This window comes from Photobacterium sp. R1 (genome assembly GCF_054600795.1).
The window spans coordinates 109330-125007 of sequence record NZ_BAAHZP010000014.1; the positions used below are offsets into that span (position 1 = coordinate 109330).

Sequence of the window (15678 nt, forward strand, 5' to 3'; positions counted from 1 at the left end):
ATCAAAAATTAGTGGGGAGCAGGTCAAGTTCCGCTCCAATCAATGAAAACTATCAGTGCGTGTAAATCTGTCGCTTGCACGCTTTTTCTGTATAGCTGCCTGACACTGGGCAACGTTGGCTACGCGACAAAACAGATGCCGCTCAGATCACATTCTAAGCGCTCACTGCCTGAAAAGATACCGCGGCCCAAAAATCGCCGCGATCAAGGGGATTACCAGAAGTTCTCGCGGCGTTTGGCGCGGGCAACCACATTGGACGGCATACGCTGTTCTAAGTCGTAGCGTAATTTGGTGATCTTACGATGTGTATGGCGATCTGCCGTTGCAGACTGATACAGCCAGCGATAGGCATCTTCATAATCCAGCGGGCTGCCGTAATCCTGGATCAGTAACTCGGCCAGCTCGATACGTGCAGCCAGATTTCCCATGGCCGCGGCTTCACGCAAATACGGAACAGCACGCTCTCTGTCCTGCTGCACCAGAGTGCCTTTGGCATAGTAACGGCCAAGCTGTTCAAGTGCCGATGGTAATCCTTGCCGGGCCGCCGATTCCATATAATACAGCCCCTGCTCAACGTCGCGTTTGACGCACACGCCCCAGGCCAGCATATCACCGTAGAGAAACTGGTAAGCAGGTGACTCCACTCGCTCCGCACGGGCTTCAATATCCTGCACCAACTGGCAGTCATCGGCTTTCACGCGCTGCAACTGCTGGTTGTCGTCAAACAGATGGATCAGCTCCGCCTCTGAATACAGAGGAACAGCATCACCAACATCTGTAATGGCGCTCACTGGCAAAGACACCAGCAGGGCTGAAAATACGGTTGCACGCAGAACCATTCCGCTCTCTCTTTTGATCGACACTTCATACAACTAAGCCGGTTTCACCTGATTCGGGTTCAGACGGAAACACAGCGTATGAAGTCTATCGGCAGTCATGTCTCAGACTTTAGCCAAAATTTCAGAAAGCGAAAAACAAAAAGCCAACCTGACGGCTGGCTTTTAATCATCGATTCAGTTTACCGGGCAATTAGCCTGCGTAAGGGTGAACCTTGATGATAGTTTCGTTACGATCCGGTCCAGTTGAGATCAAATCAATTGGCACACCAGTCAGCTCTTCCAGACGCGCAATGTAGTTCAGCGCAGTCTGTGGCAGCTCTTCCAGAGATTTCACACCGAAGGTGCTCTCTGTCCAGCCTGGCATTGTTTCGTAGATTGGCTCGACACTTTCAAACGCATCTGCAGCCATTGGAGAGACATTCAGGATCTGACCGTCTGGCATTTTGTAGCCGGTACAGATCTTAATTTCTTCCAGACCATCCAGAACGTCCAGCTTGGTCAGACAGAAACCAGACACTGAGTTGATTTGTACAGCACGACGCATTGCAACTGCATCAAACCAGCCACAACGGCGTTTACGGCCAGTGGTTGCACCAAACTCATTACCTTTCACGCCCAGGTGTTCGCCTACAGCGTCATCCAGTTCAGTCGGGAACGGACCTGCACCCACACGAGTACAGTACGCTTTCGCGATACCCAAGATATAACCCAGGTGACGAGGACCGAAACCAGAACCAGCAGCAACACCACCAGCAGTGGTATTTGAAGATGTTACATACGGGTAAGTACCATGGTCGATGTCCAGCAGTGTGCCCTGCGCACCTTCGAACATGATTTTGTCGCCACGCTGACGCGCATCATCCAGCTCCTGGGTCACGTCAATGACCATAGAAGTCAGGACATCCGCCTGAGCCATCACACTTTCCAGCACAGCTTCATAGCTGACAGGTTCAGCGTTGTAGTAATGCTCCAGCTGGAAGTTATGGTAAGCCATCACTTCCTTAAGCTTCTCGGCAAATGCTTCTTTATCGAACAGATCGCCAACACGCAGACCACGGCGAGCGACTTTATCTTCATAGGCAGGACCGATACCACGACCCGTCGTACCGATAGCTTTCTTGCCACGCGCCAGTTCACGCGCCTGGTCCAGAGCAATATGGTACTGAAGAATTAGCGGACAAGCTTCTGACAGGAATAAACGCTCACGAACTGGAATACCACGGGCTTCCAGGGGTTCCATTTCTTTCAGCAGCGCATCAGGAGAAAGGACGACACCGTTACCGATAATGCATTTCACGTTTTCACGCAGAATGCCTGAAGGGATTAAGTGCAGGACAGTTTTCTCACCGTCAATGACAAGGGTATGACCCGCGTTGTGACCACCCTGGTAGCGAACCACATACTGTGCATCTTCAGTCAGCAGATCAACGATCTTGCCCTTACCTTCGTCACCCCACTGGGTGCCGAGAACGACTACATTGTTTGCCATCTTTCTTCATCTATCAGTTGTTAAAAATGGATTCTAGCACCTTCCAAAATTGCTTGCAGTCATTTTTTGACCATGAGCCAGAAATTCCTAAGGCGGGCTTCACGATTAGCTCAGGCTGAGATTTACAGCCGGGTGAACATGATATATGCAATGACAGCACCGGCGACAACCAGACAACCGCCAATCCGGCGTAAAGTCGGATCATCCTGACGACTGAGCTGACTGACCATCTCCCGCCAGCCTCTGGGTGCCAGCAACGGCCCTAGTCCCTCTAAAATCAAGACCAATCCGACGGCCAGCCAGAATACTTGGCTCATTCTGTATCTCCTTTTGCATCAAACACCTGTCTCCCGGGAGACAGGCAAAAAAAAGACAAGGCAATTGCCTTGTCTTTTTGTCAGCGCCAACGGACTTAGTTCAGGCTGTTCGATTCCTTCATGTACTTGAAGAATTCACTGTTCGGATCCACAACCAGAATATCCTGCTTAGAGCTGAAGCTGGTTTCATAGGCTTTCAAAGAACGCAGGAAGCTATAAAATTCCGGGTCCTTATTAAAAGCGGTTGCGTATATTTCAGCAGCCTGAGCATCGGCGTTACCACGCTGAATACGGGCAACTCGTTCGGCTTCAGAGATAATCTTCGCCACTTCCAGCTCAGACTGAGCTCGAATAACTTCAGCTTTCTCACGGCCCTGAGAACGGTGCTTACGGGCTACCGATTCACGCTCGGCACGCATCCGGCGATAAATCGATTCACTGATCTCATCCGGCAGGTTGATCTTCTTCATCCGGAAGTCGACCACTTCAATCCCCAGGTCACGGGCACTGATCTGTGTTTCCGCCAGAACGTCTGCCATGATCTTGTCACGCTGACCTTCCAGTTCTTTCTTCGGAGCGACTTCTTCGACGATTTCCGAAGCGATGGCAACACTTTTATCTTCGTCAGGCACTGCACCTTCATCGACATTGTTGCCGCGATCCGGACCAGATACGATCTGCTTGATCTCTTTCGAACCGATCTGGGCACGCAGGCTATCCACCACCTTACGCTTCAGCAGGCCTTCAGCCGTCGAAGTATTGCCGCCGCCGGTTGCCAGATAGTACTGACCGAAATCCTTGATACGCCACTTCACGTAGCTGTCGATGATCACGTCTTTTTTCTCAGACGTGACAAAACGGTCAGCCTGATCGTCCATCGTCTGGATACGGGAATCCAGCGTACGCACACGGTCAAATACCGGCACTTTAAAGTGCAGGCCCGGTTCATACACCAGTGCCATATTGGTTGTGTCATCTTTAATGATTCGGCCAAAGCGAACCACGATTCCACGCTCGCCTTCTTTCACCACGAAGACGGACATCAACACCACAGCGATGAGAATGACCACGAGCGGGATAATTAACTTACGCATCATTAATATCTCCCCTGACGACCAGTGTCAGCACGCGGTGCCGAGGAAGAGGAAGACGTATCTTCAGACTTCTCCAGCTCAATGCCGTAGGTACTGGATGGGCTGACCTGCTTCTTCGTCTGCTCTGTCTGATTCATCAGCTTATCCAGAGGCAGATACAGCAGATTGCTGCCCGACTTTGAATCCACCATGACTTTACTGGTGTTCCCATAAACACGTTCCATGGTTTCCAGATACAGGCGGTTTCGGGTCACTTCTTTCGCAGCATGATACTCAGGTAACAGTTTCTCAAACTGAGCAACTTCACCCAACGCACCATTGACCACTCGCTCCGTGTAACCTTCAGCTTCTTTCTTCAGTCGCTCAGCACGACCTGTTGCTTTCGGCAGAATGTCGTTGCTGTAAGCTTCCGCTTCACGGACAAAACGCTCTTCATCCTCACGCGCTGCAATTGCATCATCGAAAGCATCTTTCACTGCTTCCGGCGGACGCGCAGACTGGAAGTTCACATCCACAACCAGGATACCCATATCGTACGTTTCGATAATTTTATCGATGTCCGTCTGGGTATTCGCACGAATTGTCTGACGGCCACGCGTCAGGGCTTCGTCCATGGTGGAGTCACCAATGACCGCACGCAGCGCTGAATCCGTCGCCTGACGCAGGCTGTCGTCTGCATTGGTCACGCTGAACAGGTATTTCTGTGCATCAGACACTTTGTACTGAACTTCCATTTCAACTTTCAGTACGTTTTCATCTTTTGTCAGCATCAGTCCGGAGCTGCGCAGAGAACGAATTGCCTGCACATTGACCAGCTCAACATCATCAATGAAGGTTGGTTTCCAGTTCAGACCCGGATCAACCATTTCATAGAATTTACCGAACCGCAGTACCACACCACGCTCGGCTTCGCCGACGGTGTAGAAACCGGAAAAACCCCAAATCGCAGCAGCGATAACAGCAATCACCCCAAGACCGGCAGCACCACCGCCACTTGAAGGTCCACGCTTATTCCCAAAAATACCACCAAACTTACGACTCAGTTTTGCAAACACTTCATCGAGATCAGGCGGCCCTTGATCACGGCCACCACGATTCTTGTTCCCCCAAGGGTCCTGATCGCGGCCACCGTTGTTTCCAGGCTCATTCCACGCCATTATAGAACTCCATCAATATGATATGACGACAGTTTTTTATTACTCTAGCAGTCCATCAGGCAAGGATAAAGTCATCCAGCCCCTGCTCTTCTCTTTTTTGCAGCCGTGCCCAGTCCGTCATGGGCAGGCGGACATCCAGCAACAGGCTGCCATCTTGCTCATACTCTTCCCGGACAATAGCCCCCAGCTGATAGAACTTGCTGCGGATACGCCCAATGACTGCAGGCGGCAAGCGCAAGGTATGCGTCACCATAGTGCCCGCAAGGCGTTCTGTCAGTGCGGTGAAGAGAAAATCAATCCCCAGCCCGTCCCGGGCAGACACCCAGACCCGGCGCGGAATACCGTCTTCGTCGCGTTCAATCCGCGGTTCAGCGTCTTCCAGGTTATCGATCTTATTCATGACAACCAGTACTGGTACGTCATTGGCCTCAATTTCTTCCAGAACGGTGTTTACCGCATCAATATTTTCACGGTAACGCTCATCACTGGCATCCACCACATGCAACAACAGGGTCGCTTCCTGCGTTTCTTTGAGTGTGGCTTTAAATGCAGCGACCAGATCATGCGGCAGATGGCGGATAAAGCCCACCGTATCTGCCAGAATGCTGGTGCCGACATCTTCCACCTCAATTTTCCGCAGCGTAGGATCCAGCGTTGCAAACAGTTGATCCGCCGCGTATACCCCGGCATCCGTCACCCGGTTAAACAGTGTCGACTTACCGGCGTTGGTATAGCCCACCAGCGAGATCGTCGGAATATCCGCCCGGCTTCGGGCTCGACGCCCCTGATCACGCTGCTTGGAAACTTTATCCAGACGTCGCAGGATCGCTTTGATCCGCTCCCGCAGTAACCGGCGGTCGGTTTCCAGCTGAGTTTCACCCGGGCCACGCAGACCGATCCCCCCTTTCTGTCGTTCCAGGTGGGTCCAGCCTCGGATCAAACGGGTAGAAATATGACGTAGCTGCGCCAGCTCGACTTGCAGCTTACCTTCATGGGTACGCGCACGCTGAGCAAAGATGTCCAGGATCAATCCGGTTCTGTCCAGAACCCGGCATTTGCACAACCGTTCCAGGTTTCGCTCCTGGGCAGGCGAGAGTGAATGGTTAAAAATAACGATCTCGGCACCTTCGGCTCTGACCGCATCGGCAATTTCCTGTGCTTTACCTTCTCCCACGTAATACTTAGGGTGGGGAGCCTGTCTGCTGCCTGTGATCACACGCAGCGTATTGACTCCCGCTGAGGAGACCAGCATCTCGAACTCGCTGAGATCCTCCCACTCCCCTTCTTGCGTGAAGTTGATATGAACAAGAATTGCCTGTTCACCGGCTTCATAACGGTCAAACAAGCAATCAACTCCTTATCGAAGAATCTTATTCTTCTGTTTTTTCCTGGCCACGTTCGGACGCCTGACGCTCACCGGAATGGTGATGATTGACCGGACGGGCCGGTACAACAGTCGAGATAGCGTGCTTGTAAACCATCTGGTTTACGGTGTTTTTCAGCAGGATCACGAACTGGTCAAATGACTCAATCTGGCCCTGAAGCTTAATACCATTGACCAAGTAAATAGAAACCGGGATTCTTTCACGACGCAGCGCATTCAAAAACGGGTCTTGTAGAGATTGCCCCTTAGCCATTCTTTCTTTTCCTTATTTGTTTGTAGTTGTATGTTTCAATGAACAAAATTAACAATACGCAAAGCAGGGATGAGTATACACGCTAATCAAACCTCACGGCTAACGGAGTTTGTGACTGTTTGTAACGCCTTCTCTACATCACTGCTATCCAACCAAGTCAAATCTTTCCAGCTGCGAAGCCAGGTGATTTGCCGCTTGGCTAACTGACGGGTTGCACAGATACCACGATAAATCGCTTCATCCAGTGTGCAATTGCCATCAAAATAATCCCACATCTGACGGTAACCTACACAGCGAACGGACGGAAGATCCGGATGCAGATCCCCTCGTTCATACAACGCTCGAACTTCCTGTTCAAAGCCTGCTTTGATCATGTTGTCAAAACGCTGCTCGATCCTCTGATGCAGAATAGCCCTATCCTTGGGTGTTATCGCAAATTGGTGAACCTGATAAGGTAATGTTTCCCCCTGCGTTTGGGTCAACTCAGTTAAAGTTTTACCTGAAATTCGGAAAACTTCCAATGCCCGCGACAAGCGTTGGGGATCATTTGGATGGATCCGTGTCGCAGAGACAGGATCAATCCGTTGTAATTCCTCATGCAGAGACAGCCATCCCCGCTCTCTGGCCTGCAGCTCAATTTCAGCACGAATGGCCGGGTCCGCCGCAGGTAACGGCGAAAGCCCCTCCAGCAGTGCCTTGTAATAGAGCATCGTGCCCCCCACCAATAATGGTATGCGACCAGCTTTTACAATATCTGCCATTTCTTTGAGAGCATCTTCACGAAAATCCGCCGCAGAATAACTTTGTGACGGATCCCGGATATCCAGCAGACGGTGCGGCGCCTGTGCCAGCTCATCAGCATCCGGTTTGGCGGTACCGATATCCATACCCCGGTAAATCAGGGCTGAATCAACACTGATCAGCTCGACGGGCAGCTGCTGACGCAGGCGAATGGCCAGATCCGTTTTGCCTGAGGCCGTCGGCCCCATCAGAAAAATAGCCTGAGGAAGAGATTTAGTCATGATTAAATGCTTCTAAAGCCGGCCGCAGGTCAACCGGACGCAGCAACCGGGAATAATATGTTTCCAGGGCATCGCCCCAAAGCTGTTCGAGTTCACCCAGTAAGGTGATGGCCTGAGACAGGCTGAAGCTGTCACTGCCAGCTGCCAGTTTAACCGATAACCACTCCAGCAGCGCCTCCCAGTAGTCACTTTCACTCAACTGGTCACCCGCTTCGGACAATTGGCTCAGATGTTCCAGCAATGCAGGGATCACTCCTTGCAGATTCTGCTGACGCAACGGCTGACTCACCGCCAGAATCACCAGCTTGTCCTGACCTTTGCCTCTCAGCTGAATCCCCAGCTGATTCAGCAAGGTGCGGTGCTGCTCTGCGCTCAGGGACATTTCCGGGGTGGCCGGTATGGCCAGCGGGATCAGCAATGGCTGAGGTTTGAGACCGTCCTGACGCGCAAACCGCAACTGGCCTTTCATGCGCAACTGTTCAGCGTCTGCCAGCGACAACAATGCCACCCCGGCTCCCTGACTGACCAGCAGATACCGGCCTGCAATCACAGACAAGGCCTTGCCTAATCCCTGTTCCGGCTGAGAATTCAGCACCGGACCGCGCTGTACTGGTGCGGGAGTCTCCCGCCAGACATTCACGTTCTTCACCGGCTGAGCAGATGCAGAAGACGTTTGAGCCGGCTCGGGGGAACGTTTTTCCTGTACCGGAGTCTGCATCAGGGCCTGATAAGCCGCAACTTCCGCTTTCGAGGGGGCCTCGCTGCCAAACTGACGTGGTGCAGCACTGCGGCTGCTGGCAGAGCGCTGAGCCGAAGACTGAGCTGGAGCTGGAGACATCATCTCACGCGACGAACCTTGTTCCCGAGTATAAGCCCCACTGCCCGCTGTTTCCTGCCCAGCAGGCCGACTGGCTTCGGATGACTGACTGAACCAGGCTTCGGCCGGTGCCTGACGCGGGTAAGCCGGGGTCTTGGCAATCGCATCCAGCGCAACGGACGCGGGCGGCTGCGAGGGGCTGTCCTGAGACAGGGTCCCGCCAGCGGGTGCTGGTTCTTCAACCTGATAAGACCGGGCGGAGGCCCTTTCCGGGGCAGTGTAGATATCACTCTCCGCCGCTGTTTGTTGCAGCGCACTCTGCACGCCCTGATAAATAAAATCATGAACCAGGCGGGCATGGTGAAACCGCACTTCGTGTTTGGCCGGGTGGACATTCACATCCACCTGATGGGGATCGACCTCGATAAAGAGGACATAAGCCGCATATTGTTCCGGCGCCAGCGCACCTTCAAAAGCCTGACGAATCGCATGATTGATGAGCTTATCTTTCATCATTCGGCCGTTCACGTAGCAGTACTGAAGGTCGTTCTGAGCCCGGGCTCCCTGTGGCGTACAGATCCAGCCCGACAACCGTAGATCACCGTGGCCCAGCTCCAGCGAAACGGCATGCTGCAGGAAACCCTGACCACAGACGGCCGCCAGGCGGCGCTCTTTCTGAGCCTGGGTTTCTGCCGCACGGTACTGCCGGATCAGCTTGCCGTTGTGACGCAGTAAAATACTGACATCAAACCGACTCAGCGCAATACGTTTGATCAACTCATCAATATGGGCAAATTCAGTTTTCTCGGTACGCAGGAACTTACGGCGGGCCGGGGTGTTGAAAAACAGATCCAGCACCTCCAGCGTCGTTCCCACCGGGTGGGCGGCTGGCTTGAGCTGCACCTGCATGTCCCGGCCTTCCGCATACGCAGACCAGGCTTCCGGCTGCGATTCAGTCCGTGACGTTAAAGTCAGTCGCGACACCGAGCTGATACTGGCCAGCGCCTCTCCCCGGAAACCAAGGCTGGCAATCGCTTCCAGATCATCCAGGGTCGCGATTTTAGAGGTGGCATGGCGGCTCAGCGCCAATTCCAGCTCGTATTTTGGGATCCCCTGACCGTTATCACGGATCCGGATCGTCCGGCTGCCGCCTTTGTCGATATCGATTTCAATTTTGGTCGCACCGGCATCCAGACTATTTTCCACCAGCTCTTTCACGACTGAGGCGGGACGTTCAACCACTTCACCGGCGGCGATCTGGTTCGCCAGTCTGGCGGGTAAAATCTGAATCGGCATAATCAGACCTGCAATTAACTGCTTGGAATCTTGAGTTTCTGGCCCACGGCTAATGTATCTGAACGGAGCTGGTTCACTTCACGGATACGATTGACGCTGACCCCGTAGTGGGTGGCAATCTTGCCCAGGAATTCACCCCGGCGCACAGTGTGCTCCACCTCTTTTCGCTGCACCGGAATGACAAGTTTCTGGCCAATCGCCAGCTCATCAGAGCGTAGCTTATTGACCTGACGGATACTGTCTACCGGCACATTATACTGGCTGGCAATCTTACCCAAAAATTCACCACGCTGCACGGTATGCATCACATTGCTTTTCACAAGAGATACTGCCCCTGAGCTTGGATTCCCACCGGCAGTATTGGCCGCCGGGATCCGTAATACCTGACCGACTTTCACCACGCTGGATGACATTTGGTTCATCTGGCGAATCGCTTCAACAGAAGTCCCGTAATGACCGGCGATCACACTGAGTGACTCCCCACTGACGACCTTGTGCTTAATCCCGTGCTTACGGGCTGCAAACAGTGTCCCTTCCGGCGGTTTGTCATCGAAATAGGCCAGCACGCCTTTGTAAACAGCTTCAGAAATTTTGATCTGATGACTGCTGCTGTTCAGCAACCGCTCTTCCTTCGGGTTGGTGATAAACCCGGTTTCCACCAAAAGCGAAGGAATATCCGGTGATTTCAGGACTGCAAGACTGGCATGCTCAGGTTTCGACTTATGTAACTGAGTCACTTTCGCCAGCTCCCTCAGGACCCGGCTGGCTACGTCATACCCTTCTTTCTGGGAGTGACTGAACTGCAAATCCAGCACGGCCATACTCAAATACTGGTCATCCTGCCCGCCCGACAGTACATCACCGCCACCCAGCAGCTCGGACTGCTTCTCGTGCTGTTCCAGCCAGCGGCCGATCTCGGTATTTGCCCGGCGGGTATTGAGCACCCAGACCGATGCGCCGCGTGGCTGCGGCTGATGGAAACCATCTGCATGAATAGAAACCAGCAGGTGCGCTTTATTCTTCCGGGCAATTTCCGAACGTTTATTCAGATTGACAAAATAGTCACCGCGCCGGGTGAGCACAGCCTTCATCCCGGGTGTCGCATTGATGCGATCGGCCACTTTCCTGGCAATATTCAGGGTGACATTTTTTTCGTACTTACGACTCGGACCAATGGAACCCGGGTCTTCACCGCCGTGCCCGGCATCAATCGCTACGATGATATCGTCGGTGCCATATGGCAGATGAATACTGTTGACCGCCTGAGACCCAGCTTTATCCGGGGCTGGTTTCACCTTCTCCGGCTGGGCCGCGTGGGGCAGATCCAAGACCAGACGGTGGCTGTAGTGACCGTCTGGCGTCGGTGCCAGTTTAAAAATCTTTGGGGAGGTGGTGGTCCGGGTTTCAAAAACCAGCCGGAAGGTTCCTGTCTCCGGCGGACTGCTGCTGCGGATCTTTTTCAGCACTTCACTGTCTTTGACCTGGACAGGTAAAGCGGCCTTCAGTGACGTGGCTTTCAAATCGACGACCAGGCGATCCGGCTTCGTCAGTGTGAAATAGGTGAAAGTCGGCTCTTCCTCCATGTCCAACACGACCCGGGTTTCATCCGGGGCTGGCCATACACGAATCCCTTCAATTTCATTCGCCAGCACAGCAGTGCTGCTTAGTCCGGCGAACAGAACCAACAAAGAAAAACTTCTGCGCCAACCCATGGATTCAACTCTGCTCCAGTTTCTGAATTAACGCCAAGCCGTAACCATTGTTGGCCGTGACTTCGACCTGACGGTGCTGGTCGACATAACGAAGCTCTACATCCAGATCAGGAGACGGCAGCAAACCGGTACCTTTCTCCGGCCACTCCACCAGACAGATAGCGTCTGTGGTGAAGTAGTCACGGATCCCCATAAATTCCAGCTCTTCCGGATCGGCCAGACGATACAGATCGAAGTGATAGACCTGCCAGGGCGGCAGCTCATAAGGTTCAACCAGCGTATACGTCGGACTTTTCACATTGCCTTGATGACCCAGTGCACGAATGAACCCACGGCAAAATGTGGTTTTTCCGGCTCCCAGATCACCATGCAGGTAAATCGTGGTTTGTCGTTCACAGGCCTGCGCCAGCTGTTGCCCAAACGAAACGGTTGCCGCTTCGTCGGCCAACATTAATTTCAAAGTCTGCATTGTTGTCGTTATCTTTATCTTAGATTTATCAATTGTCGAATATACGCAAAGAGATCGCCGGCCAGCAAGCCTCGTTCTCCTGCTTCTGCAGCCAGATCAGCTGCTCGACTGTGAATCCACACGCCAGCCCGGGCTGCCTGCGACAGCGTCAGCCCCTGCGCCAGTAAGCCCCCAATCAGGCCCGCCAGCACATCGCCCATCCCGCCTGTAGCCATCCCCGGATTCCCGGCCAGGCAAATCATATGCCGATGACCGTCAAACACCACAGTACCGGCACCTTTCAACACCACCACACCGCCATACCGGCGTTGCAGTAACTCGGCAGCAGCAAAGCGATCCGCTTCCACGTCAGCTACGGATATATTCAATAATCGGGCTGCCTCTCCAGGATGAGGCGTCAAAATTCGGTTCTTTTTATAGTCTGGTGAGCAGGCTAATAAGTTCAATCCATCTGCATCAAGCACCAGAGGCTGTTCATCGCCAATCAGATTCAGCTGGCGATACAGTGCCTGTCCCCAGGCATTCTGCCCCAGCCCCGGTCCCATCACAATCACATCGGCCCATTGCATTCGCTCAGACAGTGCCCGGCCAGATTCATCCGAATCCGGCTGCCAGTTCTGAACCATTATCTCAGGGCGTTCAGCCAGAATTGCCAGCACATTGTCAGCATGTGTGACGGCTGCCGTCAGACCGGCACCACTGCGGGCACTGGCTTCAGAGGCCAGTCGAATGGCTCCGCCCATCCCCTGATTGCCCCCCAGACACAGAGCCCGGCCATTGCTGCCTTTGTGAGCCGTCCGTGCTCTGGGCGGCAGCAGACACTGAATCTCAGATGGCTGGATAATGCTGACTTCTGACTGCACGGCCTGTTCCAGGGCTGCTGCAGCTCCCAAACCGGCAAAAACTAATTCTCCCCGGTACTGTGCAGCTTGTCCGGTCAGCAACCCCCGTTTCACACCAATAAAAGTCACCGTCTGATCCGCCATGACCGTCTCGCCCAGACTGCGGCCGGTATCGGCACAGAGGCCAGACGGGATATCCACGGCTATCACAGGTTTTCCGGCTGCATTGATGCTCCTGATCAGCATCGCGATGTCGGGACGGACCGTGCCGGTCAGACCGGTGCCGAGCAGCGCATCAACAATCAGCCCGGTTTCTGCCGGGATCTGCGCCTGCGGAGATTCAATCGATCCGCCGCAGGCCAGCCAGGCATCTCTGGCTGTGGCGGCATCCCCCTGTAAGCGGGCAGCATCACCTGATTGCCAGAGCGTCACGGCTAGTCCGTGCAATCTGGCCAGACGGGCCACAATATAACCGTCGCCGCCGTTGTTCCCTCCGCCGCAGCACACCAGTATATGGCGCACCGCCGAATATTCTTGGCGGAGACAGTCATACACGGCCATACCGGCACTTTCCATCAGCTGATACATAGGCCAGCCCAGCTGCCGTGCAGCCTCCTGCTCTCCCTGGCGGACCTGCGCGGCCCGAAAGGCGACCTGAGGTAAGCGCTGATGTGTCATCTCGATGGTTTCCCGGTGTTCAACGGTTATAAAGAGGCACGTCTGTCAGACGTATACTCTAAAATAGTGCCGAAAAGCGCAAAAAGGCACAACGACCCGTGCGTTATTTTTCGCCATCCCGAATTATTTTTCCCGGTCCGAACTGTGCTACACTCCGGCCCCGATTTATCCATCAGACGCCATGACCATGACCATCGACTTCCACCAACTGGCCAGCGACATCAAACAATGGGGCAAAGCGCTCGGTTTTCAGCATGTCGGGATCTGCGATGTGGACTTATCGAAGCATGAAGCACAGCTCCAGCGATGGCTGGATGCCGGGTACCATGGTGAAATGGACTGGATGGCCCGTCACGGTATGATGCGCGCCAGACCGACCGAACTTCTGCCGGGCACAGTCCGGGTGATCAGTGTCCGTATGAATTACCTGCCGCCGGAAGCCGGATTTGCCCAAACCCTCAAACAACCCCACAAAGCCTATATCAGCCGATACGCACTGGGACGTGACTACCACAAACTGGTTCGCAACCGACTGAAACAACTCGGGCAGAAAATAGAGCAGGCCGTGGGCAGCTTTGGCTACCGGCCTTTTGTCGATTCCGCCCCGATCCTGGAACGGCCATTGGCGGAAAAAGCGGGTTTGGGCTGGACAGGGAAACACTCGCTCATTCTCAGTGAAGATGCCGGGTCCTGGTTTTTTCTCGGCGAACTGCTGATTGACCTGCCGCTGCCGGTAGACGCCCCCGTCGACAATCAGTGCGGAAAATGCGTCGCCTGCATGACCAGCTGCCCGACTCAGGCCATTGTGGCCGAAGGCGTGATCGATGCACGTCGTTGTATCTCTTACCTGACCATCGAGCTGGATGGTCCTATCCCGGAAGAATTTCGCGAAGCCATGGGCAACCGGATTTACGGCTGTGATGACTGCCAGTTAGTCTGCCCCTATAACCGGGCAGCGGATGTTACGGACGAACAGGACTACTATTGCCGGCCGCAACTCTACCAGCAAGATTTACTGACCCTGTTTCAATGGGATGAAGCAACGTTTCTGAAACATACTGAAGGCTCGGCCATCCGGCGTATCGGCCACCTTAAGTGGCTCCGTAATCTCAGCGTCGCAATCGGCAACGCACCTTACGATCCGGCACTGCTTGATGCACTCATGGCGCGCAAAGGCTTAGACAACATGCTGGATGAACACCTGGACTGGAGCATCACCCGTCAACAGGAAAAACGAGCCGCACTCAAGGTCGATGTCCTGCCGAACAAAACCAAACGCCTGATCCGCATTGTGGAAAAGGGCCTGCCTCGTGACGCCTGACCCCCAACCTGCTCTCCACATGTCTCAGGGAGACTCACGGGCTACAAAACGCGATCCTGATCAGCATTTCTTGTATGTGGAAAACAATTTCATTTGCACCATTTTGGTTCTGAACACTGGTTATTAAGCACAACCCTCCAGCAATCCCTAAAATAATGTTATTCACCATGATCATAATATGATCAGGCTGTTCACAAACCTGGGGGGAACCAAATATAACCAATTAAAAACAACAACTTATCATGTTGATGGAAATTTAATATTTTTGGGATAATGGGGATATCTTCAGAAGTACACAGAGTTATACACAAGAAGACAGCACATGTAATCAACCGACTTACCCACAAGCCAGGAAGTGTGGATAAGTCTGTGCATCATACTATGCAACGAAACGATCGGGATGTGTTTGCAGCAGACTACAGGCAAGTATATCGCCCAGGTTCAGTGCATTAGATTCTGATTCGCGATCAAAGCAACAGGATAGGCCCAGGGCATTCTCATGCTTTGATTGTCATCATTGATGGTCGCCAATACTTCTCAGTATGGGAGTACAGAGCATCTTCTTCTCAGACAAAAAAAACAACCTTACGGCTGTCTTTCACTGATTCAGGATGATGTTGATTTCTGCTCACGAATACTGTCATGAGCTGAGGTGGCCCGGACATTGTCCTGTTGAACCTCACGAGGCAAAGTTCAACCGGCCTCAAAGACAATTACTTCACAGTAATGTTTTGATTCTACAGATTTGAAATACTCAAACCGAGAGCTTCCTAATCGGTAGGAAGTTGGAGCGACACACGAGGTTCGAACTCGTGACCTCAACCTTGGCAAGGTTGCGCTCTACCAACTGAGCTAGTGTCGCATCTCTGTTTCACCGTCGGGCACGATGACAGCCGCTTTTTCAAGCTTAGAATTTGGAGCGACACACGAGGTTCGAACTCGTGACCTCAACCTTGGCAAGGTTGCGCTCTACCAACTGAGCTAGTGT

General features: G+C 53.2%; 13 protein-coding genes and 1 tRNA gene. 1 reads left to right on the plus strand and 13 read right to left on the minus strand.

The window, feature by feature from the left end; all coding sequences use genetic code 11:
- Positions 1–212 precede the first annotated feature (212 nt).
- From motX to ACYP03_RS19770, 12 genes are all read right to left on the minus strand, one after another.
- On the minus strand, positions 213–839 hold the full coding sequence (motX, locus tag ACYP03_RS19715) for a flagellar protein MotX (protein ID WP_330961602.1): 627 nt from the start codon (positions 837–839) through the stop codon (positions 213–215).
- A 190-nt stretch (positions 840–1029) separates the two neighbouring features.
- Positions 1030–2328 carry an adenylosuccinate synthase gene (locus ACYP03_RS19720; protein ID WP_330961603.1) on the minus strand — a complete coding sequence of 433 codons (1299 nt, stop codon included), beginning with the start codon at positions 2326–2328 and terminating at the stop codon, positions 1030–1032.
- 122 nt (positions 2329–2450) lie between these two features.
- The gene (locus ACYP03_RS19725; RefSeq protein ID WP_248144293.1) at positions 2451–2645 is read right to left on the minus strand and encodes a DUF2065 domain-containing protein; all 195 of its coding nucleotides are present in this window, start codon (positions 2643–2645) and stop codon (positions 2451–2453) included.
- A 95-nt stretch (positions 2646–2740) separates the two neighbouring features.
- Positions 2741–3739: a protease modulator HflC gene (hflC, locus tag ACYP03_RS19730; RefSeq protein ID WP_330961609.1), complete on the minus strand. Its 999-nt coding sequence runs from the start codon at positions 3737–3739 to the stop codon at positions 2741–2743.
- Between the two features lie 2 nt (positions 3740–3741).
- Positions 3742–4896 (minus strand): FtsH protease activity modulator HflK, encoded by a 1155-nt coding sequence (gene hflK, locus ACYP03_RS19735; RefSeq protein WP_330961604.1) that lies wholly within the window; start codon positions 4894–4896, stop codon positions 3742–3744.
- 55 nt (positions 4897–4951) lie between these two features.
- A complete protein-coding gene (hflX, locus tag ACYP03_RS19740) occupies positions 4952–6241 on the minus strand; it encodes a ribosome rescue GTPase HflX (protein WP_248144295.1) in 1290 nt (429 codons plus the stop codon).
- A gap of 25 nt (positions 6242–6266) precedes the next feature.
- Positions 6267–6533, minus strand: coding sequence for an RNA chaperone Hfq (hfq, locus tag ACYP03_RS19745; protein WP_036755395.1), 267 nt, complete (start codon positions 6531–6533; stop codon positions 6267–6269).
- 86 nt (positions 6534–6619) lie between these two features.
- The gene (gene miaA, locus ACYP03_RS19750) at positions 6620–7555 is read right to left on the minus strand and encodes a tRNA (adenosine(37)-N6)-dimethylallyltransferase MiaA (protein WP_459781843.1); all 936 of its coding nucleotides are present in this window, start codon (positions 7553–7555) and stop codon (positions 6620–6622) included.
- Positions 7548–9668: a DNA mismatch repair endonuclease MutL gene (mutL, locus tag ACYP03_RS19755; RefSeq protein ID WP_459781845.1), complete on the minus strand. Its 2121-nt coding sequence runs from the start codon at positions 9666–9668 to the stop codon at positions 7548–7550. The genes miaA and mutL overlap by 8 nt, the downstream gene beginning before the upstream one ends.
- Before the next feature lie 14 nt (positions 9669–9682).
- Positions 9683–11380: an N-acetylmuramoyl-L-alanine amidase gene (locus tag ACYP03_RS19760; RefSeq protein ID WP_459781846.1), complete on the minus strand. Its 1698-nt coding sequence runs from the start codon at positions 11378–11380 to the stop codon at positions 9683–9685.
- 4 nt (positions 11381–11384) lie between these two features.
- Positions 11385–11849, minus strand: coding sequence for a tRNA (adenosine(37)-N6)-threonylcarbamoyltransferase complex ATPase subunit type 1 TsaE (tsaE, locus tag ACYP03_RS19765; RefSeq protein WP_248144299.1), 465 nt, complete (start codon positions 11847–11849; stop codon positions 11385–11387).
- 14 nt (positions 11850–11863) lie between these two features.
- Positions 11864–13369, minus strand: coding sequence for an NAD(P)H-hydrate dehydratase (locus ACYP03_RS19770; RefSeq protein WP_459781849.1), 1506 nt, complete (start codon positions 13367–13369; stop codon positions 11864–11866).
- Between the two features lie 187 nt (positions 13370–13556).
- Here ACYP03_RS19770 and queG point away from each other — a divergent pair, with 187 nt between their 5' ends.
- Complete coding sequence (queG, locus tag ACYP03_RS19775) at positions 13557–14690, plus strand: tRNA epoxyqueuosine(34) reductase QueG (protein WP_459781851.1); 1134 nt, start codon at positions 13557–13559, stop codon at positions 14688–14690.
- Between the two features lie 786 nt (positions 14691–15476).
- Here the strand turns inward: queG and ACYP03_RS19780 are convergent.
- A tRNA-Gly gene (locus ACYP03_RS19780) sits at positions 15477–15552 on the minus strand.
- Positions 15553–15678 lie beyond the last annotated feature (126 nt).

What these genes read in the sequence shown, in the direction of transcription:
- tsaE (WP_248144299.1), bottom strand. Translation starts at nt 11,849, where the DNA reads ATGCAGACTTTGAAATTAATGTTGGCCGACGAAGCGGCAACCGTTTCG.
- queG (WP_459781851.1), top strand. Translation starts at nt 13,557, where the DNA reads ATGACCATCGACTTCCACCAACTGGCCAGCGACATCAAACAATGGGGC.
- mutL (WP_459781845.1), bottom strand. Translation starts at nt 9,668, where the DNA reads ATGCCGATTCAGATTTTACCCGCCAGACTGGCGAACCAGATCGCCGCC.
- hflC (WP_330961609.1), bottom strand. Translation starts at nt 3,739, where the DNA reads ATGCGTAAGTTAATTATCCCGCTCGTGGTCATTCTCATCGCTGTGGTG.
- miaA (WP_459781843.1), bottom strand. Translation starts at nt 7,555, where the DNA reads ATGACTAAATCTCTTCCTCAGGCTATTTTTCTGATGGGGCCGACGGCC.
- hflK (WP_330961604.1), bottom strand. Translation starts at nt 4,896, where the DNA reads ATGGCGTGGAATGAGCCTGGAAACAACGGTGGCCGCGATCAGGACCCT.
- ACYP03_RS19770 (WP_459781849.1), bottom strand. Translation starts at nt 13,369, where the DNA reads ATGACACATCAGCGCTTACCTCAGGTCGCCTTTCGGGCCGCGCAGGTC.
- motX (WP_330961602.1), bottom strand. Translation starts at nt 839, where the DNA reads ATGGTTCTGCGTGCAACCGTATTTTCAGCCCTGCTGGTGTCTTTGCCA.
- ACYP03_RS19725 (WP_248144293.1), bottom strand. Translation starts at nt 2,645, where the DNA reads ATGAGCCAAGTATTCTGGCTGGCCGTCGGATTGGTCTTGATTTTAGAG.
- hfq (WP_036755395.1), bottom strand. Translation starts at nt 6,533, where the DNA reads ATGGCTAAGGGGCAATCTCTACAAGACCCGTTTTTGAATGCGCTGCGT.
- ACYP03_RS19760 (WP_459781846.1), bottom strand. Translation starts at nt 11,380, where the DNA reads ATGGGTTGGCGCAGAAGTTTTTCTTTGTTGGTTCTGTTCGCCGGACTA.
- ACYP03_RS19720 (WP_330961603.1), bottom strand. Translation starts at nt 2,328, where the DNA reads ATGGCAAACAATGTAGTCGTTCTCGGCACCCAGTGGGGTGACGAAGGT.